This is a genomic window from Pseudomonas sp. Larv2_ips, assembly GCF_963879675.1.
Taxonomy (GTDB): Bacteria; Pseudomonadota; Gammaproteobacteria; order Pseudomonadales; family Pseudomonadaceae; genus Aquipseudomonas.
In genome coordinates this window covers 1,622,012-1,646,661 of the sequence record NZ_CAWOAW010000027.1, presented here as the reverse complement: position 1 = coordinate 1,646,661, position 24,650 = coordinate 1,622,012, and the positions used below count along the sequence as shown (strand labels likewise).

The 24,650-nt window shown below is 58.6% G+C and carries 29 protein-coding genes and 1 pseudogene; 18 read left to right on the top strand and 12 right to left on the bottom strand.

Annotated elements, in window-relative coordinates; translation table 11 throughout:
- Positions 1-23: 23 nt before the first annotated feature.
- Together AACV02_RS24395 and AACV02_RS24390 are read right to left on the bottom strand one after the other, a co-directional pair.
- Positions 24-1,541: an amino acid ABC transporter permease/ATP-binding protein gene (locus AACV02_RS24395; RefSeq protein WP_106576616.1), complete on the bottom strand. Its 1,518-nt coding sequence runs from the start codon at positions 1,539-1,541 to the stop codon at positions 24-26.
- Positions 1,542-1,875: 334 nt separating this feature from the next.
- The gene (locus tag AACV02_RS24390; RefSeq protein WP_119742506.1) at positions 1,876-2,850 is read right to left on the bottom strand and encodes a LysR family transcriptional regulator; all 975 of its coding nucleotides are present in this window, start codon (positions 2,848-2,850) and stop codon (positions 1,876-1,878) included.
- A gap of 183 nt (positions 2,851-3,033) precedes the next feature.
- Here AACV02_RS24390 and AACV02_RS24385 point away from each other — a divergent pair, with 183 nt between their 5' ends.
- The 3 genes from AACV02_RS24385 to AACV02_RS24375 are packed head-to-tail and all read left to right on the top strand — an operon-like array spanning position 3,034 to position 4,891.
- Positions 3,034-3,456 (top strand): RidA family protein, encoded by a 423-nt coding sequence (locus AACV02_RS24385; RefSeq protein ID WP_119742504.1) that lies wholly within the window; start codon positions 3,034-3,036, stop codon positions 3,454-3,456.
- Positions 3,453-4,433 carry an NAD(P)H-quinone oxidoreductase gene (locus AACV02_RS24380; protein WP_119742502.1) on the top strand — a complete coding sequence of 327 codons (981 nt, stop codon included), beginning with the start codon at positions 3,453-3,455 and terminating at the stop codon, positions 4,431-4,433. The genes AACV02_RS24385 and AACV02_RS24380 overlap by 4 nt, the downstream gene beginning before the upstream one ends.
- A gap of 14 nt (positions 4,434-4,447) precedes the next feature.
- Positions 4,448-4,891, top strand: a complete 444-nt coding sequence (locus tag AACV02_RS24375) for a type II 3-dehydroquinate dehydratase (protein WP_119742500.1) — start codon at positions 4,448-4,450, stop codon at positions 4,889-4,891.
- A 16-nt stretch (positions 4,892-4,907) separates the two neighbouring features.
- Here AACV02_RS24375 and AACV02_RS24370 read toward each other — a convergent pair whose 3' ends face one another.
- The gene (locus AACV02_RS24370; protein ID WP_119742498.1) at positions 4,908-5,153 is read right to left on the bottom strand and encodes a hypothetical protein; all 246 of its coding nucleotides are present in this window, start codon (positions 5,151-5,153) and stop codon (positions 4,908-4,910) included.
- A 193-nt stretch (positions 5,154-5,346) separates the two neighbouring features.
- Here AACV02_RS24370 and AACV02_RS24365 point away from each other — a divergent pair, with 193 nt between their 5' ends.
- Positions 5,347-6,597 (top strand): flavin-containing monooxygenase, encoded by a 1,251-nt coding sequence (locus AACV02_RS24365; RefSeq protein WP_119742496.1) that lies wholly within the window; start codon positions 5,347-5,349, stop codon positions 6,595-6,597.
- A gap of 322 nt (positions 6,598-6,919) precedes the next feature.
- Positions 6,920-7,249, top strand: coding sequence for a DUF6124 family protein (locus tag AACV02_RS24360; protein ID WP_119742494.1), 330 nt, complete (start codon positions 6,920-6,922; stop codon positions 7,247-7,249).
- A gap of 185 nt (positions 7,250-7,434) precedes the next feature.
- Here AACV02_RS24360 and AACV02_RS24355 read toward each other — a convergent pair whose 3' ends face one another.
- The gene (locus tag AACV02_RS24355) at positions 7,435-7,959 is read right to left on the bottom strand and encodes a GNAT family N-acetyltransferase (protein WP_119742492.1); all 525 of its coding nucleotides are present in this window, start codon (positions 7,957-7,959) and stop codon (positions 7,435-7,437) included.
- Between the two features lie 289 nt (positions 7,960-8,248).
- Between AACV02_RS24355 and AACV02_RS24350 the strand changes: the two genes are divergently transcribed.
- Positions 8,249-8,713: a hypothetical protein gene (locus tag AACV02_RS24350; protein WP_119742489.1), complete on the top strand. Its 465-nt coding sequence runs from the start codon at positions 8,249-8,251 to the stop codon at positions 8,711-8,713.
- Between the two features lie 199 nt (positions 8,714-8,912).
- On the opposite strand, the gene AACV02_RS24345 is transcribed toward AACV02_RS24350, so the two are convergent.
- Positions 8,913-9,413, bottom strand: a complete 501-nt coding sequence (locus AACV02_RS24345) for a GNAT family N-acetyltransferase (protein WP_119742487.1) — start codon at positions 9,411-9,413, stop codon at positions 8,913-8,915.
- A 91-nt stretch (positions 9,414-9,504) separates the two neighbouring features.
- Positions 9,505-10,011 carry a peptide-methionine (S)-S-oxide reductase MsrA gene (gene msrA, locus AACV02_RS24340; RefSeq protein WP_119742485.1) on the bottom strand — a complete coding sequence of 169 codons (507 nt, stop codon included), beginning with the start codon at positions 10,009-10,011 and terminating at the stop codon, positions 9,505-9,507.
- A 318-nt stretch (positions 10,012-10,329) separates the two neighbouring features.
- Here msrA and selD point away from each other — a divergent pair, with 318 nt between their 5' ends.
- Genes selD through AACV02_RS24320 form a run of 4 tightly spaced genes read left to right on the top strand, consistent with a single transcriptional unit; the run spans position 10,330 to position 14,334 of the window.
- Positions 10,330-11,379, top strand: a complete 1,050-nt coding sequence (gene selD, locus AACV02_RS24335; RefSeq protein WP_119742483.1) for a selenide, water dikinase SelD — start codon at positions 10,330-10,332, stop codon at positions 11,377-11,379.
- Between the two features lies 1 nt (position 11,380).
- Positions 11,381-12,151 (top strand): sulfite exporter TauE/SafE family protein, encoded by a 771-nt coding sequence (locus AACV02_RS24330; RefSeq protein ID WP_119742481.1) that lies wholly within the window; start codon positions 11,381-11,383, stop codon positions 12,149-12,151.
- Between the two features lie 39 nt (positions 12,152-12,190).
- Positions 12,191-13,420, top strand: coding sequence for a cysteine desulfurase family protein (locus AACV02_RS24325; RefSeq protein WP_256680551.1), 1,230 nt, complete (start codon positions 12,191-12,193; stop codon positions 13,418-13,420).
- Complete coding sequence (locus AACV02_RS24320; RefSeq protein WP_119742479.1) at positions 13,417-14,334, top strand: DHH family phosphoesterase; 918 nt, start codon at positions 13,417-13,419, stop codon at positions 14,332-14,334. The genes AACV02_RS24325 and AACV02_RS24320 overlap by 4 nt, the downstream gene beginning before the upstream one ends.
- 74 nt (positions 14,335-14,408) lie before the next feature.
- Here the strand turns inward: AACV02_RS24320 and AACV02_RS24315 are convergent, their stop codons facing one another.
- Positions 14,409-15,050, bottom strand: coding sequence for a hypothetical protein (locus AACV02_RS24315; RefSeq protein ID WP_237266747.1), 642 nt, complete (start codon positions 15,048-15,050; stop codon positions 14,409-14,411).
- Positions 15,051-15,281: 231 nt separating this feature from the next.
- On the opposite strand from AACV02_RS24315, the pseudogene AACV02_RS24310 reads away from it, so the two are divergent.
- From AACV02_RS24310 to AACV02_RS24280, 7 genes and pseudogenes are all read left to right on the top strand, one after another.
- Positions 15,282-15,518, top strand: a pseudogene (locus AACV02_RS24310) (transposase); the annotation flags it as partial.
- A 137-nt stretch (positions 15,519-15,655) separates the two neighbouring features.
- Positions 15,656-15,874: a hypothetical protein gene (locus AACV02_RS24305; RefSeq protein ID WP_119742475.1), complete on the top strand. Its 219-nt coding sequence runs from the start codon at positions 15,656-15,658 to the stop codon at positions 15,872-15,874.
- A 177-nt stretch (positions 15,875-16,051) separates the two neighbouring features.
- Complete coding sequence (locus AACV02_RS24300) at positions 16,052-16,951, top strand: alpha/beta fold hydrolase (protein ID WP_119742473.1); 900 nt, start codon at positions 16,052-16,054, stop codon at positions 16,949-16,951.
- Positions 16,952-17,306: 355 nt separating this feature from the next.
- Positions 17,307-18,107: an enhanced serine sensitivity protein SseB gene (gene sseB / locus AACV02_RS24295; RefSeq protein ID WP_119742471.1), complete on the top strand. Its 801-nt coding sequence runs from the start codon at positions 17,307-17,309 to the stop codon at positions 18,105-18,107.
- A gap of 14 nt (positions 18,108-18,121) precedes the next feature.
- Positions 18,122-18,712 carry a hypothetical protein gene (locus tag AACV02_RS24290; protein WP_256680550.1) on the top strand — a complete coding sequence of 197 codons (591 nt, stop codon included), beginning with the start codon at positions 18,122-18,124 and terminating at the stop codon, positions 18,710-18,712.
- Positions 18,713-18,949: 237 nt separating this feature from the next.
- Positions 18,950-19,357, top strand: coding sequence for a hypothetical protein (locus tag AACV02_RS24285; RefSeq protein WP_119742467.1), 408 nt, complete (start codon positions 18,950-18,952; stop codon positions 19,355-19,357).
- 97 nt (positions 19,358-19,454) lie between these two features.
- Complete coding sequence (locus tag AACV02_RS24280) at positions 19,455-20,516, top strand: alpha/beta hydrolase family protein (protein ID WP_119742465.1); 1,062 nt, start codon at positions 19,455-19,457, stop codon at positions 20,514-20,516.
- Here the strand turns inward: AACV02_RS24280 and AACV02_RS24275 are convergent.
- The 4 genes from AACV02_RS24275 to AACV02_RS24260 form a co-directional block, all read right to left on the bottom strand.
- Positions 20,495-21,718 carry an amidohydrolase family protein gene (locus AACV02_RS24275; RefSeq protein ID WP_119742462.1) on the bottom strand — a complete coding sequence of 408 codons (1,224 nt, stop codon included), beginning with the start codon at positions 21,716-21,718 and terminating at the stop codon, positions 20,495-20,497. The two genes, AACV02_RS24280 and AACV02_RS24275, sit on opposite strands and share 22 nt — an antisense overlap.
- 70 nt (positions 21,719-21,788) lie before the next feature.
- On the bottom strand, positions 21,789-22,028 hold the full coding sequence (locus tag AACV02_RS24270) for a DUF2790 domain-containing protein (protein WP_106576594.1): 240 nt from the start codon (positions 22,026-22,028) through the stop codon (positions 21,789-21,791).
- A gap of 77 nt (positions 22,029-22,105) precedes the next feature.
- Positions 22,106-22,576 carry a cyanase gene (cynS, locus tag AACV02_RS24265; protein WP_119742460.1) on the bottom strand — a complete coding sequence of 157 codons (471 nt, stop codon included), beginning with the start codon at positions 22,574-22,576 and terminating at the stop codon, positions 22,106-22,108.
- Positions 22,577-22,697: 121 nt separating this feature from the next.
- Positions 22,698-23,321 carry a carbonic anhydrase gene (locus tag AACV02_RS24260; RefSeq protein ID WP_119742458.1) on the bottom strand — a complete coding sequence of 208 codons (624 nt, stop codon included), beginning with the start codon at positions 23,319-23,321 and terminating at the stop codon, positions 22,698-22,700.
- Between the two features lie 111 nt (positions 23,322-23,432).
- Between AACV02_RS24260 and cynR the strand changes: the two genes are divergently transcribed.
- On the top strand, positions 23,433-24,317 hold the full coding sequence (gene cynR, locus AACV02_RS24255) for a transcriptional regulator CynR (RefSeq protein ID WP_106576591.1): 885 nt from the start codon (positions 23,433-23,435) through the stop codon (positions 24,315-24,317).
- A 14-nt stretch (positions 24,318-24,331) separates the two neighbouring features.
- On the opposite strand, the gene AACV02_RS24250 is transcribed toward cynR, so the two are convergent.
- Positions 24,332-24,520: a DUF1737 domain-containing protein gene (locus tag AACV02_RS24250; protein ID WP_119742456.1), complete on the bottom strand. Its 189-nt coding sequence runs from the start codon at positions 24,518-24,520 to the stop codon at positions 24,332-24,334.
- Positions 24,521-24,650: the final 130 nt, after the last annotated feature.

The following is a 24,650-nucleotide window of genomic DNA, read 5'->3' as shown; positions in this document are numbered from 1 at the left end:
GTGAGTCCTGAACATTGAAGAGATCACGCCAGCGAGACGTCCTTGAGGAACGCCTCCACGCGTGGGTTGTGGCCGCTGCGCAGGGCCTGGGGCGTGTCGTCGCAAACCACGCGGCCCTTTTCCATGAACACGATGCGGTCGGAGACCTTGAAGGCGAAGTTCATCTCGTGGGTGACGATCACCATGGTGATGCCCTCCCCGGCCAGGGCTTCGATGACCTGCAGCACTTCGTTGACTTTCTCGGGGTCGAGCGCCGAGGTGGGCTCGTCGAACAGCATGATCTGCGGGCGCATCATCAAGGCGCGGGCGATGGCCACACGTTGCTGCTGGCCGCCGGACAGCTGGTGCGGGTACTTCCAGGCGTGGTCGAGCATCCCGACCTTGTGCAGCAGCGCGTAAGCCTGTTGCTTGAGCTCATCGGTGCGCCCCAGGCGATGGTATTTCGGCGCCATCAGCAGGTTGTCGAGCACGCTCAAGTGCGGGAACAGGTTGAAGCTCTGGAACACCATGCCGATGTTCAGGCGGTGCTCGGCGTGCTCAATAAATTGAGGTTTCTGCGCGCCGACCTTATGCAAATGAATGAACGGCAGGCCGTTGATATGAATCTCGCCGTTGTCCAGTTGCTCCAGGCCGTTGAGCAGGCGGATCAGCGTGGTTTTACCCGATCCGGACGGCCCGATCACCGACACCACTTCACCTGGCTGCACCTGCAGGTTGACCGAGCCCAGCACTTCAATGTCGTTGTAAGCCTTATGCAACCGGGCAGCTTGCAGCGCGGCGACGCCGGTGTTGGCCGGGCGCGCCGGCGCCGTGCGTTGTTGGGTGGCCAGGGCCAGCACTGCGGCGTCCGGAACGCGGGACACATTGCGTTGGTTGACGTCGAGAAAGCGCTCCAGGCGTTTGAGCAGAAAGTCGAACACGGTGACGATAAACACGTAGAAAAACGCCACCGCCGCCATGGTTTCGATCACCAGGAAGTTCTGCGAATACAGGCGTTGGCCAACCATCAAAATCTCGGTCAGCGAGATCACCGACACCAGCGAGGTGAGCTTGACGATGGAGATGTACTCGTTGGCCAGCGACGGCAGGGCCACGCGCAACGCCTGGGGAATCACCACGCGCCACTGGGTGCCAAAGAACCTCAAGCCCAACGCCCGCGCCGCTTCGCCCTGGCCTTTGGGAATCGAGAGCAAACCACCACGGTGAATTTCGGCCACGTACGCCGTCTCGCAGATCACCAACGCCAGCAGGCCGGACCAGAACGGGTCGGCCAGCACGGCCGAGGTGCCGGGCAGCGCCTGGGGCAGGTTGTAGATAAAGATCAGCAGCACCAGCAGCGGCAGGCTGCGGAACAACCAGATATAGCCACGGGCCGGGACGCTGAGCAGCCCATGTTTGGATTGTTTGGCCAGCGCCAGCAGAAAGCCCAGGGCGATGCTCAGGACCCAGGTCAGGGTGCTGAGCTTGATTACCGTCCACGTCGCCCGCCAGAACTCGGGATCGGCGAGCAAACCAAACATGTAGTGCCAGTCGAATGTCATCGTCGCGGTGCCTTGCTGAAAAGAAATTGATCTGCATCGATGGGATGAGAGTCGTGGGGACGGGGGTTCAGGGTCAATTCGTAAAACCCGGCCCACTGGGTAGGCAGAACCTATGCAGTGATAACCGGCCAGGGGAAACCATGAAGATCAAATGTGGGAGCGGGCTGGCTCGCGAAGGCGGTGTGTCAGTCAACCCATGTTTAGCTGACATACCGCCTTCGCGAGCAAGCCCGCTCCCACATGGGGCCTTTGGTGTTTCCGGGATTGTTGGCTCCGGCCAAAAGGGTGCACCGCCGAGCAAGTGGCGCAGCCCGCGCCACCTTTTGGTGCAATCTCAGCTCACACCACTCAAGACCCGCACCGCATGCGGGTCAAAAAAGCTCGGCGGTGCCATGCCGGGGATGTACTGGTCGGACACAAACATGCGGCAGCGCTCGGCGAACGCCGACACCACACGCGACAGCTGAGTGTTGCTCGCCGTGGCGTAGCCCAGCCGCATCGGCCGGTGCGAGCCCGCCAGGCGCAGGCGAATCACGCGCTTGCCATCCTGGGACACATTGGATTTGGGCCGCGCATTCGCGAAGGAATAGCCAATGCCATTGCCGACCATCGCGCGCACCGTTTCGAGGTTGGTGGAGCGCATGATGATGTTGGGCGTGGTGCCCGCCTGCATGAACAGGCTGAGGAAATAGTCGCGGCTCCAGGGCGTGTCGAGCAGCACCACCGGGTAGGCTTCAAGGTCTTGCATGCTCACCGCAGGAGAGCTCGCCAGCGGGTGATACTCGCCGACCATCACATACGGCGGCAGGTGCGCCAGGGCTTGGAAGTCGATGTCGGGGCTGGTCACCAGGTCGTAGGTCAGGGCGATATCCAGCTCGCCGCTGCGTAGTTTTTCCAGCAATTCCTCGTGGTTGCCTTCGGCCTGGGTCAGCCGCACGCCGGGGAATGCGCGGCCAAAACCAAACACCAGTTCGGGCGTGATCATCGGCGCCAGCGACTCCAGGCAACCCACTCGCAGGGGCCCGCGCACAGAGTTCAACGACTCCGAGGCGATGGTGTAGAGGTTGGTCATCTGCTCCAGAATCAGCTTGGCTTCCTGCATCACCTGGCGCCCCACTGCCGTGAGCGAAATGCCCTGGGCGTGATGGCGGATAAACAGCTGGATGCCCAGCTCGGCTTCCATATGGGTGATGGCGGCCGAGATCGACGGCGACGACACATGAATGCGTTCAGCCGCAGCACTGATGCTGCCCGCCTCTCCCGACGCCACGAAATACTCCAGTTGACGCTGAGTAATACGACTGAGCATTACGCCTGCCCCTCAACAATGACTGTACGCGAGGTGTTGCAGGGTTCGTGCCGGGTCAGGCGCGAGCCGATGACCTGCACGGGCTTCGGTTTTTCCTAAGCACTACCGCGCACAAATGCTGGTTTCGCGAGATCGGGGGCGATGTGAAGCTTGTTGTATCCCGCTTCCGATGAGTTGCCCGCCATGCCCACCCACACCCGCATCCGCATGTTCAATACCAAGCAGACCTACCCCAACCAGGCGCTGGACAACGACCTGTGCCAAGCCGTGCGCGCCGGCAACACCCTCTATGTGCGCGGCCAGGTCGGCACCGATTTCGACGGCAACCTGGTCGGCCTCGGCGACCCGCGAGCGCAAGCCGAGCAGGCGATGAAAAACGTCAAACAACTGCTTGAAGAGGCCGGCTCCGACCTGTCGCACATTGTGAAAACCACCACTTACCTGACCGACCCGCGTTACCGCGAGCCGGTGTATCAAGAGGTGGGCAAGTGGCTCAAAGGCGTGTTCCCGATCTCCACCGGGCTGGTGATTTCCGGCCTGGGCCAGCCGGAATGGCTGATGGAAATCGACGTGATCGCCGTTGTGCCGGATGACTGGACCGTATGAAGGCGGTGATTGCCCATGAGCCGGGCGGGCCTGAGGTGCTGCACGGCGTGGAGCGCCCGGTGCCGACACCCGAGGCGGGCGAGGTGTTGATTCGCGTGGCCGCCGCAGGCGTCAATCGCCCGGATTTGATGCAACGCAGCGGCGCACCGATTGCGCCTGGCGTCACCGACGTACTCGGCCTGGAAGCGGCGGGCATTGTGGTCGCCACAGGCCCTGGCGTAGACGAGTTTGCCCCTGGCGACCGCGTGATGGCGTTGCTCAACGGCGGCGGCTACGCCGAGTACTGCGTGGCCCAGGCCGCGCACTGCTTGCCGGTGCCGGCGGGGTTATCACTTCAGGATGCCGCAGGTGTGCCGGAAGCGGCGTTCACCGTGTGGCACAACCTGTTTGAGCTGGGCCGCCTGCGCAGCGGCGACAGCGTGCTGATCCACGGCGCCGCCAGTGGCGTCGGCAGCTTCGCCGTGCAGTGCGCGCACGCCACCGGGGCGCGGGTAATCGCCACCGCCGGCGGCGCGCAGAAAGTCGCGATGCTGCACGCCCTTGGCGTGTGGCGCGCGGTGGATAGACACACTGAAGATTTCGTCGAGGTGGTGAACGACTGCACCGAAGGGCGCGGCGTGGACGTGGTGCTGGATAACGTCGGCGGCCCTTATGTCGCACGCAACCTCGCCGCCATGGCAATGGGCGGGCGGCATGTGAGTTTGTCCTTCCTGCAAGGCGCAAAAATCGAACTGGATTTACAGGTCTTGATGCGCAAAAACCTCAGCCTCACCTCCTCCACCTTGCGCCCCAAAAGTCACGCCGAAAAAGCCCGTTTGGCGGTGTGTATTCGCTCGCGTTTTTTACCTTGGCTCGCCTCCGGCCTGGTGCGTCCGCAAATCCACACGCAGTTGCCCCTGCTCCAAGCCGCCGAGGCCCATCGGCTGCTGGAGGCCAACGCCAACGTCGGCAAAGTCGTGCTGACCGTCGCGCAATAACTGGAGCGCAAGCCATGTCCCACCGCGTGTTTTTCCTCAATGGCCCTAACGCCAACCTGTACGGCCTCGACAAAGACGGCACCTATGGCAGCGAAAGCTTCGCCAGCATCGAAGCACGCTGCCAACGCCACGCCGCTGAGCTGGGCCTGACCCTGGACTTTCGCCAGAGCAACCACGAAGGCGTGTTGGTGGACTGGATTCAAGAGGCGCGGTCGAACGCCGACGCCATCGTGATCAACGCCGCCGGGCTCACCTACAGCTCGGTACCGATCCTCGACGCGCTGCTGGCCTTCGACGGCCCGATCATCGAAGCGCACATGAGCAACATCTGGAAGCGTGAGAGCTTTCGGCATCACTCCTACGTGTCCAAGGCGGCTACCGGCGTCATCGCAGGGCTTGGGGCGCTGGGTTATGAGCTGGCGCTTACGGCGGTGTCCACACTGTTGAAAACCCAATGAGCCGCCTCACCGCAGATCAACGGTGGGAGCTGTCGAGCTTTAGCGAGGCGGCGAAGGGATACTGTTCAACCTGATGAACCAGCGCGGGCAGCGTATTTCTCGAAAAGATCATTGAAAAAACAGTGCTTACGATGATCGGGTAGTCCGAACACACTTCTTTATCCACCAGTGGACGCACCGTCAGCTCGTCCTCTACAGACTCGTCCATGGGAAAGAACCACGCACCAAAATGACGAAAGTCATCCAGGGTCAGCTCATACACTTGCTTATCTAGAGTGCATCAGTGATGCATCGATAATGACGCGGCTGGCGACTGCCCCATGGGGTTTGGATTTTCCTAACCTCTGCCTTCAAAAAGCATAATTTCGCTCCTTCCACTGCGTGATCACACTGAGGCTGTCGATGCTTGCGCGTCGCCCAAACCGACCGAGGTCGTTCACTTTTAGGAAACGCACATGTCAGTGGAAACAATCAACACCCTGGTAGTGGGCGCAGGCCAGGCCGGCGTCGCCATGAGCGAGCACCTTTCCCTGATGGGTGTGCCGCACCTCGTGCTGGAGCGCAGCCGCATCGCCGAACGCTGGCGCTCGGAGCGCTGGGACTCGCTGGTCGCCAACGGCCCGGCCTGGCACGACCGCTTTCCCGGGCTGAAATTCGAGGGCATTTCCCCCGAAGCCTTCCCGCCGAAAGAGCGCATGGCCGACTACTTCGAAGCCTACGTCGAGAAGTTACAGGCCCCCGTGCGCACCGGCGTGGAAGTCCAACGCGTGGAACGCCACGTGGGCCGCCCCGGCTTCAAAGTCACCACCTCCGCGGGCATCATCGAAGCCGCGAATGTGGTGGCGGCCACCGGCCCGTTCCAGCGCCCATCGATCCCCACCATCGTCCCGGCCACCGCGCCCGTGCACCAACTGCACTCCTCCACCTACAAGAACCCCGCGCAATTGCCCGAGGGCGCCGTGCTGGTGGTAGGCGCCGGCGCGTCCGGCTCGCAAATCGCCGAAGAACTGCAAAAGGCCGGCAAAACCGTGTACCTCTCGGTGGGCGAACACTACCGCCCGCCCCGCGCCTACCGCGGCCGCGACTACTGCTGGTGGCTCGGCGCGCTGGGCCTGTGGGACGAAGTCAAAATTCAGCCGAAGAAAAAGCACGTGGCCTTTGCCGTCAGCGGCTATGAAGGCGGCAAGACCGTGGACTTCCGCCGCCTGGCGCACCAGGGCATCCACCTGGTCGGCGTCACGCGCGAGTGGAACGAGGGCGTCATGACTTTCGAACCGGGCTTGGCCGACAACGTGGCCGAAGGTGACCGCGCCTACTTTGATGTACTGCGCGACGCCGACGCCTACATCGAGGCCAACGGCTTGCCGTTCCCATTGGAGCCCGACGCCTGGAAATTGCTGCCCGACCCGGAATGCCTGGTTAACCCGACCCTCAGCCTGGACCTGGCCGAGGCCGGCGTGACCACCATCCTTTGGGCGACTGGTTTTAAATTCGATTTCAGCTGGTTGAAGGTCGATGCGTTTGACGAAAAAGGCGAGCCATTCCACAAGCGCGGCATCTCGGCGCAAAGCGGGATTTACTTCCTGGGCCTGCCGAATCTGGTGAACCGCGCGTCGTCGTTTATCTACGGGGTTTGGCACGACGCAAAGTACGTGGCCGACCATATTGTTTTGCAGAATGAGTACATGTCCTACACCAAGCCCTGAAACAGCAAAGTCCGAGGCGACGGCGCCTTGCTCCGTTGCCTACGCTTGCGTCAGAATCCGCCGGCTTGTGTGCTTGGGTGGGCGTCTCTAAGGTTGCTCGGTCGCTGAATGCTCAGTGATCGGGTTTAGTAGCCCGAGCGATAACATAAAGTGCATGAGCCTCATCTGTCAGATGTTCTTGTCTGTGCTTGATGGTGGCTGTGTGCAGGGCGCCCTCGGGCGCGCCGGCTTTGTGTGTTTCCCCGGTCTACTAACCTGCGCACAGCTGCCACCCCATCGTTTAGTAGCGAAGAGGTGTTGGCCCTAATCAGGTACAACACACATGTTCAAAGTCACACCCAACCCTCCGAACGAGCCGGACCTGAAGCTGAACCAGGCGGCGCATCGCGCGATTGATCGCTATCTCAACCCGGAAACTGACTCACCATCGCCGCCGGGCCTGTTCAGCGTTGCCGCCGACGCCAGCAACGAAACCCTGATCACCAACAGCTACGAAACCTTCTCTTCGGTAACCGCCTTGCTGCTTGACCTGTCGGAAGACCTGACCGGGAAACAGCGCGACGTGGCGCTGGCGATTCACCAGTTGAGTGAGTTGGGGGTTTTGTTGATGGACAGGCTGATGGAGCGAGAGGCTGCTGTAGCGGGTCGCTGAGTTTTCAACTGCATGAGCCGAATAAACAACCGGGTTTACTCGCGAAGACGTCGGGCCGGCAATTATGAGGTCGACTGATCTACCGCTTTCGCGGGCAAGCCCGCTCCCACAGGGGGATCGGCGCTTGACTGATTGGTAGTGGGGAACAGGCCACCCTTAAAGGCGTGGCCTGGCGCCTGCTCTCTCTAACTCAACCGAATACACGGCAACCGATACCTCACCTCGACCAGCTGCACACCGCCCCTTTCAAGCGTGCGCTCACTGCCCGCCTCCTCAACACAGCCTACCCGGCGATAAAAGCGGATAGCTCGTTCATTACGGGCCAACACCCACAGCGTTAACTGTTCAAACCCCTGTTCAGCCAAATACTGTAAGCCCGCGTTCCACAACGCCAGCCCGACGCCCGTGTGCCAGTGCTCGGCGACAACGTAGATGGCCATCACTTCACCTACGTTCTGCGCAGCAGCATCCTCATCACGGCTGGCGCCGACGGACACCCAGCCGACTACCTGCTTGTTCACCTGCGCCACCCAGACTTTTGATTCGCCCGATTCAATCGAGGCCATCCAAAATGACTCGCGCCTGGCCAAGGTCGAGCTCAACGCACCCAAGTAGTCGGCGGGCATCAGCTCGCGATAGGCGTCCTGCCAACTGCTGATGTGCACCTGGGCAATCGCCCTGGCGTCTGCGGGTGAGGCGTGACGAATCATCGAAGCGTTCCTTGTTCGGATATCAAGTGGTCAGGGTAAGCCGGCCTCAATTACGATTTTGCGATGTTGTTAAATTTTCCATGGTCTGAGGTGTCAGGCACCTTATGAGTGCGGGGATATAAAGGAAGGACGTCATCGCCTGCATCCTCGACGGTTACTGGCGTAGCGATTCAGCCATTCGGGCCGACACTGAGGTTGGACCGCAAGTGAATGGCTATTCACTGATGTCTTCCATCCCCGGACTATTTAGGTAACCTCACGTATTTGCACGGCATACGGGGTCGCGAATATGGACATCAGCTCCCTCACGTTCCAACAAATGCTTCGCCCTGGAAGCGACTTAAAAGGTTGCACGGTGGCCGAGCGTTGTTCAATTGATTTTCTGATTAATCAGCGTTCGTTGCTCGATACGCTCGTCACCGCGGGCGGTGACCACGCAGACTATATGAGCTGTTTCGTCAAAGGCTTCTGCGAGGCAAACAGCCGGTCCGGCGCTCGCCTGCTGTTGCGCGAACCCGCCGGAACGGAAAGTGGACGTGTCCTCCTGTACGCGTGCCCCGAGTGCGGCGACATCAGTTGTGGCGGCTATTCAGTGCATGTCAGTCAAACCGATAACCGCTTTACGTGGCACGCCTTTGCTTACGAGAACGGGTATGAAGAGCCAGTCATCATCGATGGCGTTGGCCCCTATACCTTCGAGAAGCAGGCCTATGAAGCAACCCTGAACAAGGCCGAATGGCTGATGAAGGAGTAGTCGTGTAGCGCGCTTTTCTATTTAAAGCGGACTGACTCTGGTGGGCCACTCAGCACTTGAATATGGAGATCCGCCCAGGGGGATCGGTTGATTCAGCATGAGTGCCGCACAAATCACCGCGATCAGTCTGGTTTATGACTGTCTGCGCAAACGAAAGAAGGTCTAAAGACGGCGATTCGCGAGAAGCAATGCATAGGGCTCACATCATTTCACCCGACGGGCCAGGCACGCCGCGCGTCGTAAGGTGCTGACGGACATAATAATTGTCGAACTCACTGCTTTCGACGAATTGGAAACCATGGCGGGTATAAAACCGGTTCGAGGCGCTTTCTTTGAGCGCACCTACTTTGATCGGCAGTGCAGCGGCATCCGCTTCCTTGAAAACCTGAGCAAGCACCGCAGCACCTACCCCTGCCCCTTGCGCACTCGGCCTCACGTACAGGTGGTCGAGCACGAGTTGATCGGGCTCGTGCTTGACCACGACAAAGCCGACTCGGTCTCCAGCGACCTCAATGTAACGGGTGCTGTGGGCTTCGAAGCCGCTGACGAACCGCTCACGCGCCCGCACCGGATCAAATCGCCCGACACGCTCCAGACTGTCGCGCATCGCCTCGATTCGAATGGCAACCAAATCGTCCACGTCGCCGGGTTGAGCGAGGACTAACTTCACTGGGGTGTTTTGATCGCGTGTAATGGGCATGACGTTGCACTCTACTTAGGCGCAGTAGTAAGACCACGTTCATAGGTTTCCCGAAGCGTGGTCTACGTTGTTTTTCGAGCGCAACTCAGGCTCAGGCGCGCTTGGGCAACTTCCAGTTCGGCCGGATGAAGTGGCAGGTATAGCCATTGGGTATGCGCTCCAGATAATCCTGATGCTCCGGCTCCGCTTCCCAAAACGGCCCTGCGGGCTCTATTTCAGTCACCACACGGCCTGGCCACAACGTGGAGGCATCCACGTCGGCAGCAGTGTCTTCGGCGATGTCGCGTTGCTGTTCGCTCAGGTAGTAAATCGCTGAACGATAGCTTGGCCCAAGGTCATTGCCCTGGCGGTTAGGCGTGCTGGGGTCGTGGATCTGGAAAAAGAACTCGAGAATCTGCCGGTACGTGATCACCGCAGGATCAAACACGATCTCAATCGCTTCAGCATGATTGCCGTGGTTGCGATAGGTGGCGTTCGGCACATCGCCGCCGGTATAGCCGACTCGCGTACTGAGGACGCCGGGGTAGCGCCGCAACAGGTCCTGCATGCCCCAGAAGCAGCCGCCGGCGAGGATCGCGGTTTCGGTTTGGTTGGTCATGGTCTGCCCTTGTGCTGAATGAGTACTGGGATAGTTATGGGGCTGTGCTGGGCAATAGCAAGGGTGAACGTCGGGTTGCGCTCGCCTCACTGATAAATTCCCGGCCAGCAAAATGGCCGCACAGCGCTGCGCAGCCGTGAGGCAATGGTTCATACACCGCTGCGCGCTGATATTCGCATGGCTTAAAAATGCCGCCATGGCGTCATATTTCTGCAATGAAACCATGCGATTTTTGTCGGCGGAAATAGGGCATAACAGCCAGTTTTAGCACGCTAAACCGCTGTTTTTATTATGGAAAATGGATTTTAAGGAAAATCGATGTCGATGTTTTGTCAGATTATGGATAAATCTGAGAGTGGTGGGTGCGGGTGCAAGATCCCATCCAGCGTGTTAACGAAGATTCTGTCGCAAATTGCAGCGGCCAATACGGTCTCGGATGACAAAGTGGTATTGGGCTTTGAGTCTTCTGACGATTGCGCCGTCTATGACGCAGGTGAAAAATACCTTTTATTCACCACCGACTTTTTCTCCCCGATAGTCAACGACCCTTATGTCTTCGGCCAATTGGCAGCCAGCAATGCTGTGAGCGATATCTTTGCTTCAGGCGGAAGTCCACTGATTGCCAACTCGATCATGGCGTTCGACCCGGAACTGGTGTCGGCCGAGCAAGTAACGCAGATGATCCTGGGCGCCCAGTCGGTGATGAACAAGTTCAATGTGAGCATCGTCGGTGGCCACACGATCAAGAACAGCCAGCCCTTGTACGGCTTCTCGATCATTGGTGAGGTGGAAAAGCACCGCTTGAAGAAAAACAACACGGCCAAGGCCGGTGATTGGCTGGTCATGACGCGTCCGATTGGTGTCGGCATCCTCGCCAATGCCCTGAAGACCGGCGTGATTGAACAAGAGGACATTGCTGCGTCGACGCTTGCCCAGATCACCGGCGACAACGCGTTCGGGCGCACGCTGAGCGAAAGCCCTGAAGTCAGCAGTTTGACTGACATCACCGGGTTCGGCCTGATCGGCCATATCAGTGAGATGGTCGGGCTGGGGCAACTGGATGTTGACCTCGATACAAGCGGTCTGGTTTTTTATGACGGTACAGAGTCATTGGCAGTGGCGGTGACGTCGGCTGACAGCGGTATTTTTTCTAACATTAAAAAGTACGCGCAGCACGTGGAGTACCTGGCTGATATTCCCTTGGCTAGAAAGTTTCTGTTGCATGACCCGCAAACGAATGGCGGGTTGCTGTTCACTGTGAGTGCCCAAGGGTTTGAAACGAACCCTCGGACGTGGCAAGCGCTTTGCCCTGATCTGATTGTTATCGGTCGGATGACGCAAGGGACCGGCAAGATCAAGGTCTGCTGAGATGGTAGCCGTGACAATCTACCCGGTTATGGTCGGTGTGGGCGTGATGGCGGGTTTCATGTCAGGCCTGTTCGGTATCGGTGGGGGCATCATCGTGACGCCCCTGTTGGTGCTGATTTACCCGATATTGTCCGGTCAGAAACTGCCAATTGAAGTCGTGACGGGGTTGTCCTCTGCACAGGGCTTCTTTTCGTCCCTCGTGTCGTTCGCGTTGCACCGCATCAAGTTTCAGCCGGATTGGCGAGTGATCAGAAGCTTTGCCGTACCGATGGCTGTCGCCAACTTTTTTGCCTCGCTCCATGCTGATGCCTTCAGCGAAAACTTCATCCTGTTCGTCTTCGGCCTGCTGGGGTTGATGTCGTTGTTGGTCACGTACCTGTTCCGTAAACCGGTGGGCCTGCTGTGCAACCATCAATCGCTGTCGTTGCCACTGATAGGGCTGGTGCTTGGCGTATTGTGCGGGCTGGTTGGACAGGGCGGTGGGTTCATCTACCTGCCTGTACTGATCAGCTTGTTTGGTCTGCAGATAGAGCAGGCCATTTCGACCTCGGCGCTGATCGGCATCATCGGAGCAAGTGGAGCGTTATTCGGCAGAGTGGGCTCAACCATGGATTTTCTCGGCTACACCGGTGAGTTGGTACTGGGGATATTGGTGGGGGGTTTGCTCGGCGCCATGCTTTCTCATCGGCTGGACTCGAGGCATCTGAAGCAGGCGCTGAATGCTTTCGTTTTGCTGTGCTCGCTCCAGCTCATGCTGCGCGTGCTTATTTGACCTGTGAGTCTCTGTTCGCATGTGCGAGCAGCATCCTGAATGACATACAAAGAAAACCTGGAAGTGTTTGATATGGATATTGCTGTGGATGCAGTTTATGCCGACGTCTGTGGGTCGGCTCCGGTTTCAATGGGTGTCAGCAACATGCTTCAGGCGTTGTTTTCGACCCGCCAATGCGCCAACCCCAATGCCAACCACGCCCTGGGCGTTCAGTTGCTCGAACGCGTCGAACGGGCGCGTGGCAGCATCGCCAGCCTTTTGAACGTGGACGCCGACTGCCTGATTTTCAACAGCGGCTCCAGTGAAGGCTGTGCCCAGGTGTTTCATGGTTTTTTCGAACGCTACAAGCATGAGCAACCCTTGGTGTTGTACTCAGCGATCGAACACGCCTGCACCCTGCAGAACATAAACCGCTACAGCCTGGAAGGCCTGCAGGCCATAGCAATCGGGCATCAAATGAACGGACTGCTCGACACCGAACAGTTGGAGCAGTTGCTGCGCGCCCATGTAGGTCGCCCGACGTTGGTTTGCGTTATGGCCGTGCATAACGAAACCGGCGTGATTCAACCGATCGAAGACATCGCCCGACACGTGAAGGCTGCAGGTGGTTGGCTGTTTTCGGACATGACCCAGGCCATCGGCAAAATCCCTGTGGACCTGCACGCATCCGGCGTTGATTTCGCCATTGCGTCAGGACACAAGTTCGGGGCGTTGCCCGGTGCCGGTTTTCTGTACGCCAGGAGCCGCTACGGGTTGTCGCCATTGATTGTTGGCGGCGGCCAGGAAGGTGGGTTGCGCGGTGGTACTCAGAACTATCCGGGCATTCTTTCGATTGAAACCGCGTTGCAAGAGAAACAACACACCTACGGCATCGGCAAAGTCGCGGTACAACAGAGCCGGGAAACGTTTGAACGTACGCTGCAAGCGATGCTGGGCGAAGTGGTCGTGATCGGTCAGCAAGCGCCGCGTGTGCCTTGTGTGAGTTTTGTTGCATTGCCAGGGGTCAATACAAAAAAACTGCAGTGGGCCTTGAACACGCAGTCGATCTACATCACCGGTGGGTCGGCATGCTCGGACAAGCAACGGAGCCTGTCCAACACGGTTATACAACTGGGATATCCCGACCGGATCGCCGGGGCCACGGTGCGCATTTCCATCGCCGAAGCACAGTGTCAATTGGCGTATGAGCGGATTCTGGCGGGTATCGCCCAAGCGCTGAAGCTGTCTTCGACTGTCCCGGCAGCTCACGCTGTGACCCACGTGTCATGAGGGTGGTGACCTCAGGCTCGGCGTACCTGGACATCGACGCGTATGCCTGTTGCATTGCGTACGCCGAGCTGTTGAATCACCAGGGCGTTGATGCTCGGGCCGTCAGTAGCGCCCCGCTCAATGTCAGCATCTCCAGGACCGTGCTCGGATGGCAATCATCGCTGGACGATTATCGGCCGAGAGCGGGTGATGAGTTCGTGTTGGTGGATGTCTCCGACTACCACCATTTCGACCCGCTGGTGGTGCTTGAACAGGTGGTGGAAGTCATTGACCATCACCCAGGCTTTGAAAACCATTGGGCGCAGAAGCTCGGACCTGCGGCCCACATCCTGCCGATCGGCGCAGCGGCAACGCTGATTTTTCAGCGCTGGGAAGCGGCAGAGTTGTTGCCGCTGATCAGCGAAACAAGTGCCGCGTTGCTGGCCACGGCCATTCTGGACAATACCCTGAATTTCACCGGGCAATTGACCACCCAAGCGGATATCCGGGCGTATGAAGTCCTCGCAGAGCGGGCGAAACTGGAGGCCGATTGGCCCGAGCGGTATTTCTCCGAGTGTCAGGCCACTGTCGAATCAGACCTGATTGGCGCGTTGGCGGTTGATGTGAAGCGGCTGAAAGCCGAGAGCAACCTGCCGCAGGTTTTCGCGCAGCTGGCGGTATGGGATGCCAGTGCGCTCATCCGAACCCATCGTGCAACGATGGGACACTGGCTGGCGGCGCAGGGTGAAGACTGGCTGTTGAACGTCATCAGCATCCGCGAGTGCAAAAGCTACTTTCTGGCTGAGCCCTTGGTCAGCCAACAAAAGTTGAGCCATTTACTGTCGATCGAATGGCAGGCCGCAATGGCGGTGCTGGAGCCCGCGATACTACGCAAGGAACTGTTGAAGTTGGGGTTGGCCGCGTCTGCGTTGTGAGTAAACCGCAGCTGGTTTTGTAGCCGCGTTGAAGGGCTGTTTTTGGCCGATTCTGTTGAAAAAGTCGTACTCGCTTAGCCAAGGTGACCGCCTGCATCAATGAATAGCTTGCGGAGTTTTTTTCGAGCCGCCTCTGAAAGACGCGGTGAATAGCGTTCAAACTCTTCTTCGGCTGTGTCGGGCTTGCCGTTCATGGCCAATACAAACGCGTATGCAAGAGGATGTTGTATGTAGTTGTAGAAACCCAGGCCACCAGTCGACAAATGCTGCTTGACCCGCTCGAAAGCATCAGGCAGGTCGGCTATCGAACGAGCCTCGTTCCAAAACGATTCAGCTTTTGGAATTGCAGCCCGGAGGATATTGGGTGCGCGGGTTGCTATGACATCAGGTCCGTAGCTGCATGAGATATCAAACGCTCGATCTCGCACATCGAAAGTCAGATCAGGTCGTGCTGATTTTGACGTCCTGTGCCATTTGATTTCATTGCCGGAAAGATGGGGAACGAAGTCCAGTGACAGAGCCCATGACGGCGCTAGCGCGCCGCCTTTGCACTGCTCAAGGCGAAAGAGTTGGCGAATGGGAGCATTGACGCTACGAAGCCAGGACAGCGGGCCCTGAACTTCGAACCCTAACGGCTGTAAAAGTGATTCTACGGTTGGCGAAACAATTTCGTGGATTTGATCTATTCGCACTATTTCGAACGTTTTTCCCTGCATCGTCGGCCCCATGCCCAAAAGTAATCCCACTTCGACAACTACGGTCGTTGGTTCGACCTCAGATAATGGATGGAGTCTTCTTCATCTACATTCGGGAATCAAGGCACACGAAACCTCTCTCGGCGAACTGCCTTTTACATCAGCAGATGATGAACTGTCCTTTTGCAAAAGTAGCTCTCCTGATTGGTCTAAGGCAAAATCTGCCCGTCGGCCAGCGGGAGAGTACGCAGCATGATGGGACAGTTATCGAGTAAGCAGGATCGGCTGTTTTATTCGTTCAATCTTGAAGAACACATCCCAAAAAATCATCTCCTGCGTAGCATTGATCGGTGTCTCAATCTGAGCGACCTGCGCCACTACCTCGCCGATTTCTATAGCCCGATTGGGCGCCCTTCGATTGATCCTGAACTGATGATCCGAATGCTAGTCGTGGGCTATTGCTATGGCATTCGCTCCGAACGACGCTTGTGGAGAAAAACAGAAAAACGGGGTCAGACCACAATTACTTTAACTGTGGTCTGACCCTGTTTTTTTGGGGAAGGCCGAGCTGGAAGGGCTGATAGGCAACTAGTATGCTTGAGTCCCTCTAATGATAGGAACCTGACATGGGACATGATCCCTCGTTGCAGATCGAACGCGCCGCTTATGAGGAGTTCGTCTGGCTTTGGAGTCATGGAAGCTTCGAGCATCAGCGACTGGGCCAAGCGTTTTACAACCACTTCAATCTACACAAACTCACCGATCAGGCCGGATTACACGGTCTATATGAGGCCGACGGTGATAAAGCCTCACGCTTGATCTTGAGGCTTTTCCACCTTCACTGAGTGGCAGCTATCGACCCGAAGCGGACGCCATAAATTGCAGGCGGGGATAGTTTTCTGATGTCTTTGGGCGCCGTATAGTGGCAATACTTATTCAGTCAAAGGAGTGGCTATGAACCCGTTAAGCGGCCTACCTGTCGGTGTAAACGTCACTACTCACTGCGCGAAAAGGGCAGTTCAATGCGTGCAAGAATGATTTTTGCCGGGATCGGCACGCTGTTGGCGCTGCTGTCTGCATCGCCAGCCCAGTCTGCGCCCCTGCCGCCAGGCACAGTGAACAAGGGGGGTATCTCGGTGCAGGTACAAGGCTCGGGCACAGATATCATCTTGATCCCAGGATTTGCGTCGTCCTACGAAGTATGGGCAGATTTGGCCTCCAGATTAAGACTCAGCCACCGGCTCCATCTTATACAGGTAGCTGGATTTGCCGGCTCGCCTGCTGTATCCAATCCGGACGGGAGAGTAGTCGCGTCTACGGTCGAGGCGATCGCTGAATACATCCGCAGCCAGCGCATCGAGTCGCCGGTCATCATCGGGCATTCGTTGGGTGGCGAGGTGGCACTCATGCTAGGTGCTCGTCATCCTGATCAAGTGGGACGCCTGATGATTGTCGATGCGATGCCCTTTTACACTTTGCTCTTTGATCCCTCCGCGACCAGTGAAACGGCGGCCCCGCATGCGGCTGCAATGCGTGATGCAATGTTGGCGGCAACGCCTGAGCAGGCGCAAGCCATGCAGCATGCATCCATCGCCCGCCTCGCCAAAACTGAAGCGGTCAGGCCAGGCCTGGTCGCGGCGGGGTTAAACTCGGACCGAAAGACCATGGCCGATGCCATGTATGAATTGATGGTCTCAGACCTCCGGCCTGAGCTTGGGCACATTAAGGTGCCGGTTGAGGTCGTCTACGCCTACGATGCGCTTTTCGGCGTAGAAGCGTCCCACGTCGATGCAATGTTCCGTAACGCCTATGCTTCTACGCCAAACATCAGCTTCAGGCGCCTTGACGGCAGTTTTCACTTCATCATGCTCGACCAGCCCGAACTGTTCGCCAGTGCTGTCATCAAGTTCCTGAACCAGTGAACGGCGACGGAGTTGCCAGAGTGGTGAGTCGCCGTAAAACGGTACAGGATTCGTAGCCGTGCTTGCAGGTCACCGACCGTCCGCTTTTGGCCGATTGCTGCCCTCCGTAAAGGGCAGCTTAGGGTCGAGAGCAGCCTATCTCGCAGCGCATAACGCCATAAAAACCGGGTCAGGCCACCCTTTATAACAGTGGTCTGACCCTATTTTCTCGAGGAGCTATCCTTGAAGACCGTCCAGCGTGTCTCTGCGTATGCTTCAAATTTATTAGCCCCCTGTTCTTCCCGTTTTCACAGTGGCGTGAAAAACTGCGCGCACTTTGCCGCTCACCTTTTTGTCTGTTTCGATGGAACTGCTGATGGACATCATGGATACCCAGCAAGAGAACAACCTCGAAAAATCACTCCGGCTGGCGGCGAATGAACCGGCCCATCGTCCAGACTTTTTCAAGACTTTGTTGAATTCCTCCGTCTACGTCCTCGGCACTGCCGGCGTTGGCGAAGGTCAAGTCAACATCGAGTCTGGTAGCAACATCAGCATTGCGCACTGGCAAAAACCTGACGGCTGCGCAGTCATCCCGTTTTTTTCTTCGTTGCAAACACTCCAAAGATCCATAGATAGCAAAGAATCCTACATAGAGATCTCGGCCAGATCGCTGTTTGAAATCACACTAGGCACCCCTCTTTTCCTCAATCCAAAGTCTGCTTACAGCAAAGAGTTTTTCCCGGAGGAAGTGCGCCATCTGCTCTCTGACGGGATCGGCCAGGAGCCCGTGCAGCGCACAGTAGAAAAAGACACCAACGTGCTGCTCGGACAGCCGTCGCACCATCCGTCGAAGATGGTCAACTCGCTCACGCAATTACTCGCCAAACATCGCAACGTAAAGCGTGCATTTCTGGCGTTGATGCATGACGCATCGTCTGATCAGAAGCCTCATCTGATCATTGGTATTGAAGCGGATGGGGATATTGAACGGGTCATGCGCGAAGCCGGTAACGTTGCCGGGGATAGCGCTCCGGATGGCGAACCCGTTGACCTCTACCGCGTTCACGCGGGGGAATCAGGCCTTAGCGATTACTTCCTCACACAAACCGCACCCTTCTATGAACGAAAGTCGGCAGGCTGGCTGCGTTCATTGCTTGGCTTTGGCAAAGCGTGACAAGGATCAACTCCTTGCTAACCGCAGAGCAGGCCTGCGAAATCGTGCTTAGCCTGTTTGACGGCGTCATGAGAGATGGCAAACCTGAGCGTTTTGTCATTCAGTCATGTGAGCTTTCCGCCAACGGTGATTACTGGGTTATTCGCAGTAATAGTGAGGATTACGTCGTCCACGGCATGACGGAGTTCTGCTACGTCGGCGTTAATGCGCACTTGATCAACGTCATGACGGGAGAGCGTGAGACGGTCGTCAGTTGCATGAGTGTCGATGAATATCTGCAAGACAAATACGATCTGGAGGCAGCGTCGGGCAACAAGTATGTACTGACCCCGGCAATTGACCGAGGCGACAAACCGGCTCTGGTCAATTTGCGTCGAAAGCTGCAGTGCACTTACCCGCAAACCCTTGCGTTGCTGACGGGCAAACAACGCTATTGGCTCACAGGTAAACGCAGGCTGCTTGAAGACGCGCAGCGACTGCTTTTCGAACAAGCCATAGCCACCCAAATTGAGTTAGTGCTTGATGCCGGCGAAGCGGTCGCCATCGGTGTCGAAACCTGGCACATAGAAGCGGTATTGAGGGCTGTGCGCGAGAGGTTGTGCTGAATGATTGGCGAACAATGAGCGAGGTGAAAATTCAGCGAATCCCATTCTTTGTCGGTGGAACATGCGTTTCGTGATTTGACCGTATTGGGTCTAAAGCCGGCTATCTCGCAGCGCATACCACCATAAGCCAACAGCCCCCCGTGAAGCCAAAGCACCTCGACCAGATACCAAACGCTTCACACCTATAAAGCTGGTAAAAACACACCAACCAAACCCCATCTTTCTCGGAACCTCGCCATGCCGCGCCTTCTCCCCCTTCTGCTCTTGCTTCTACCCAGCCTGGCCCACGCCCTCCCCGTCCTGAAAGACACCACGCTCTACACCACCACCGCCCACGACTGCGTGGACGTCAACCTGGCCACCTGGCAGCATCCCACCCGCACGTTACTGGAGAAGAACAACTTTCAGCTCGAACGCATCCAGCTGTGCAACGGCGGTCATTACCCGATTTTCCAGGTGCAAGCGCCCTACGACCCACGCGGTCAGACCAAGGATTTTTTCCTGCCGTTGTATGAGCACATGCGTAAGGCCAACGGTAAATGGCCTTACGCATTGGTCGACAGCAGCGACGCGGTGGTGGTGTACGTCAGCTACCCGAAAGACGATGAGATCTCCCTGGATTACGAGGGTTTCGAAGCGCCGTAGAAGCGCGTTTCAATCGTCGCAGGTGACCCGGCAGGGGATGCATTGCGAGGGCATTTCAGGTAATGATGCGCCACCCACATCAACGACGATAAAAACAATGAAAACCGCGCTGCGCGCCCTGTTGCTGCTGTGCCTGTCCACGCCCGCCTTCGCTGCCGAAACCCCGGTGGGCTTCAAGACCGCCACGCTGCCCGATGCCACACACCAGCGCCCGCTGGAACTGGTGGTCTGGTACCCCGCTACCTCCACAGCCCAACCCAAGCTGATCGCCGACAACGCGGTGTTCATCGGCGCTCTCGCTGTGCCCGACGCGCCACCGGCTGCCGGCGAGCATCCGTTGGTGGTGCTGTCCCACGGCTACGGCGGCAATTGGGGTAAACAGGTGTGGCTGGCCAGTGCCTTGGCGCACCAGGGTTATATCGTGGCTGCGGTCAATCACCCCGGCACCACCACCAAAGACCGCAGCCCCCAAGCCGCCGCGCAACTGTGGCTGCGCCCGGCCGACCTGAGCCGCGCTATCGACGCGGTCCTGGCTCAGCCGCAGCAATTTGGCGCGGTTGCGCCTACCCGGATTGCTGCGGTGGGCCACTCCCTCGGCGGCTGGACCGTGATGGAAATCGCCGGTGCACGCTTCGACCCCGACCTGTTCAGCCGCGACTGCGCCGAACACCCGAAGTTGGGCGGCTGCATCGGCTACCAGCAGATGAACCCCGCCGCCACGCCCGCCGGCAAGGCCCAGTTGGCCGCTGACTTGAGCGACAAACGCATCACCGCAGTTGTGTCACTGGACCTGGGCCTGTCGCGGGGCTTCACCAGCGCCAGCCTGGCCGCACTGCCGGTGCCGGCGCTGGTGATCGCCGGGGGCGTGCCAACTGAGGACATGTCGCCCGAATTGGAATCCGCCGACATGGTCAAGCGCATGCCAACACCCTCCACGCAGTACGTGGAGATCAGCGACGCCACGCACTTCAGCTTTATGCCGATCTGCAAGCCGGGTGGCATGGCATTGATTGAAGAAAGCTCGCCGGGCGATGGCATGATTTGCCGGGATGGCGAAGGCGCGCGGCCACGGGCGGTGATTCAGCAGCAGGTGGTGGCGCTGATCAGCGGGTTTCTGGCCAGGGCAAGCACGCCGGGTCAAAAAACCACCGAACGCTGACAGGCCGATGTCGCCACGATCTTCCCGCGCTTGAGCACCATCAACCGCGTCGGTAAATCGAGAATCACATCACTGACTGCGCGCGTATCCAACAACACCAGGTCAGCAGCCTTACCCACTGCCAACCCGTAGTGCTTCAAGCCCAATGCTTTGGCCGGGCTTGTGGTAAGCATCGACAACACCGTGGCCTGGTCATCCGCCCCGCCCAGGTGGCAGGCAGGAATCGCCAGTTGCGCAATATTGAGCAAGTCGCCGGTGCCAAACGGGGTAAAGGCGTTGCGAATATTGTTGGTGGCCAGGCACACATTCACGCCGCCATCACGCAGGGCCCGCACCGGTGTCAGCGTGCGGCGCACGTTATGACTGTCGCCGCGCGCACCGAGGTGCAGGTCGGTGGCAGGCAGGCACATGACGCTGATGCCAGCCTCGCGGATCAGCGCAATGATCTCGTGCTGTTTGTGCGGTGGCACGGCGCCCAGGCTTGTCAGGTGCCCGACACACACGCGGCCTTGATAGCCTTCCTGAAGGGTCTTGCGCGCGAGGTACTCAATGGTCATGTGTTCGGCGTGGTCGGCGAAGTCCTGGTGCAAATCGATGTCCTTGCCGTAGCGCTTGGCCAGGGCGAACACAAAGTCGATATGTTCATGCGCCGAGTCATCGTTGTAGGGAATGCCGCCCACCACATCGGCGACCTTTTCCATGGCCTCGACCATCATTTCCCGCATCCCTGGCAGCTTCAGGATGCCTTCCTGAGGAAAGGCGACCACCTGAATATCGATGACGTCGCGAAATTTCTCCCGCAGTTCCAGCACCGCATCAAACCCGGTGAAGCCTTGTACCGGGTCGAACTCGGCGTGGGCACGCACATGAGTAGTGCCGGCTTGCACCAGCGCACGTAAGACCTGGGTGGAGCGCTCCAGAATATCGTCGCGGGTCAAGCTGGGTTTGAGTTCGGCGGTCACCGCAATCGCCTCTTTCAACGTGCCGGAGCGATTGGCCTTGCGGTGCATGACATGGGCTTTTTCCAGGTGCAGGTGGCCTTCGACAAAACCGGGTATCAGCACGTTGCCGTGACCCTGAATTTCCTGCTGGGCATGCGCTGAAATGCGAGGCGCAATTTCAATGATTTTGTCGTCGTGCACCGCCACGTCCATCAGCGGTTGTGCGTCGTCGACGCGTACGTTGCGAAAGATTAAATCCATGGGTATGGCCCTCAAGTTGCTGCCCTCAGGCGCACCGGGCGCAGCGGTAAAAACACAAACAACGGGTGGCTTAACCGTTGGAACAGCCGTTACCCATCACGTGGTATTCAAGAATGTGCTGCTGGCCCTTCGAGTCTTCATAGGTCATGCGCACAGGCACCACAGCGCAGACGTCTGCAATGTCGCTGATGGAAATGACGTGGGCGATGTCCAGGTGCTGGGCGTAGCTGTATTGCTCAACCGGAAGCAGCTGGTCGGCCATCGCCGCGCTGCAAAAAACCCCAACCACCAGTGCAAGTAACGCTTTCATGCTCAGATAACCTCTTCGACATCGTGAGGAGAGTGGAGCCCGGCGACCAGGCGGCGCCGGGCCCTTTGAGGACGTGATCAGAACGGTTTGGTCGGCAAGTACTTACCATCCAGGGTGATCACCGCGCGCGAGCCGCCGTCCGGGTCTTCAACCTTCTTGACGTCGAGCTTGAAGTTGATCGCGCTGATGATGCCGTCGCCGAACTTCTCGTGAACCAGCGCCTTGAGCGTGGTGCCGTAGACCTGAATCATTTCGTAGAAACGGTAGATGGTCGGGTCGGTCGGGATGCCGTTGCCGATGCTGCCGCGCACCGGGATGGTTTGCAGCAGCAGCACAGCGTCCGCGTCGAGGCCCAGGGTGTCGGCAACGGTTTGGGCGGCGTCGGCCGGCAGCGGGTGTTGGCCGAGCAACGCAGCGGTGACGAAGGCTTCGTGCAGGCCAGTGCCCTCGGCGATCTGGGCGAACGACAGGTCTTTGCGGGCCTTGGCCAGCAGGATGACGTCGGTCAGGGCAAGGCGAGTGTTCTGGCTGATGTGTGACTGGATCATGGGGTTATCTCCGTGAGTAAAAACAATGGGTAAAACAGTTGATGGGGAACGCGCCAACTATCAACTGTGGAAGCTGGCTTGTCGGATCGCCGCACCGCTGCGATGCAGACACCGCGGTGCATCAGGCAGGGTAATCGGCCAGTGGCACGAAGGTGCCGGTGCGGCTATCGAAGGCCTGGATACAGCCGCTTTCGATGTCGTAGACCCAGCCATGCAGGGTCACGCGCTTCTCTTCGAGTGCCAGGCGTACCGAGGGGTGCGTCTGGATATTGGCCAATTGCGCGATCACATTTTCGCGGACCATGGAGGCGACTTTGGCGTGCTGGTCGACATGCTGGCGAGCCTCGTTGACCACCCGGCCGGAGTCGGCGTAGCGCAGCCAGCTGGCCACGGCGGGCATGTGGTCCAGGCATTTGCAGGTGGCGATGGCGGTCATGGCGCCGCAGTCGGAATGCCCGCAGATCACGATGTCGCGAACCTGCAAGGCCGCAACGGCGTATTCCACTGACGCCGACACGCCGCCCGGCTCCGGGCCGTAAGAGGGCACGATATTGCCGGCGTTGCGGATGACGAACAGGTCGCCCGGCTCACGCTGCGTGACCAGCTCGGGCACCAGACGGCTGTCGGAGCAGGAGATGAACAGCGCCCGTGGGCTCTGCTGGTTGGCCAGGTCTTTGAACAAGCCGGCGCGCTCAGGGAAGGCACTGCGCTGGAATTTCAGGAAACCGTCGATGATGTCTTGCATGGGTAACTCCTTTGAATCGCGATGCGATGGAGCAAAGGTTACGGAGCCCGTGCAATAAGGTAAAAGTCTCATATATGATCCAGCACATTAGATAATCTTATGAGTACAAACATGCTGGCACGCCATATCCACTACTTCCTGGCCGTTGCAGAACACCAAGGCTTTACCAAAGCGGCGGCGGCCCTGCATGTCTCGCAGCCGGCACTGTCCCAGCAAGTGCGGCAGTTGGAGGAGAGCCTCGGTGCCCAGTTGTTTGATCGATCCGGTCGCCAAACGCGCCTGACCGATGCCGGTGAGGTGTACCTGCGTTATGCGCTGCGGGCGGCGCAGGAGCTGCAGCAAGGCAAGCGCGCGATTCATGACGTGGGCGACCTGAGCCGGGGCACGCTGCGGATTGCCGTCACGCCGACGTTCACCACCTACCTGGTGGGGCCGCTGGTGGAGGCCTTTCACGGCCGCTATCCAAACATCACGCTGAACGTGCGTGAGGTTGCCCAGGAACAGATGGAAAACCTCCTGCTGGCGGACGAACTGGACGTGGGGATTGCGTTCGATGAGGTGCACGCGCCCGACATCGACGCCACGCCCCTGCTGGTCGAAACCCTTGCACTGGTAGTCGGCAAGCAGCACCCGCGGGCTGAGGAGCGGGTTATTGGGCTGGAGGCGTTGGACGGTGAATCACTGATTTTGCTGGGCAAGGAATTCGCCACCCGCGAGCAGATTGACCGCTACTGCAGCACGCACGGCATTCGCCCACGCGTGGTGATGGAGGCCAATGTGATTGGCGCGCTGATTGAGGTGGTGCGCCGAACTACGCTGTCGACGCTGCTGCCCGCCGCGATTGCGCGGGCGCATCCAGAGTTGGTGGCCATTGAGCTGGGGCCGCAGCGGTTACAGCGCACCGCCGTGTTGATGCAGCGCAAAGGGGGTTATCAGCCTGCGGCGGCGCGAGCGTTTTTGGCGCTGGCCAAGGACGTCGCCGAGGGGCTGACCTGACAAGGCAAACGGGCCTACTTACCAGGCCCCCAAACAATGGCCTGAACCACCACGACGTACTCGCCGTTGAAGGTGGCCGCTGGGGAGCCATATAACTGATAACCCAGTGCAAGGGCTTCCGAGACGCGGTGACAAAACGCGGCGTCATCCTTGCCCGTCAGTAGCCGGTAAACAGGTAATCCATCGGGCGGCGAGGTTTGCATGGTGTGGTTTTCCTGTTCGACATGAAAGTATCAGGCCCCAACGCATCGTACGGCCCGTGAACGAATCGACAGCAGCATCCATGATTTCCTGCTTCGGCTCAAATCTGCCAATCCGATAAGCACAGCGGCA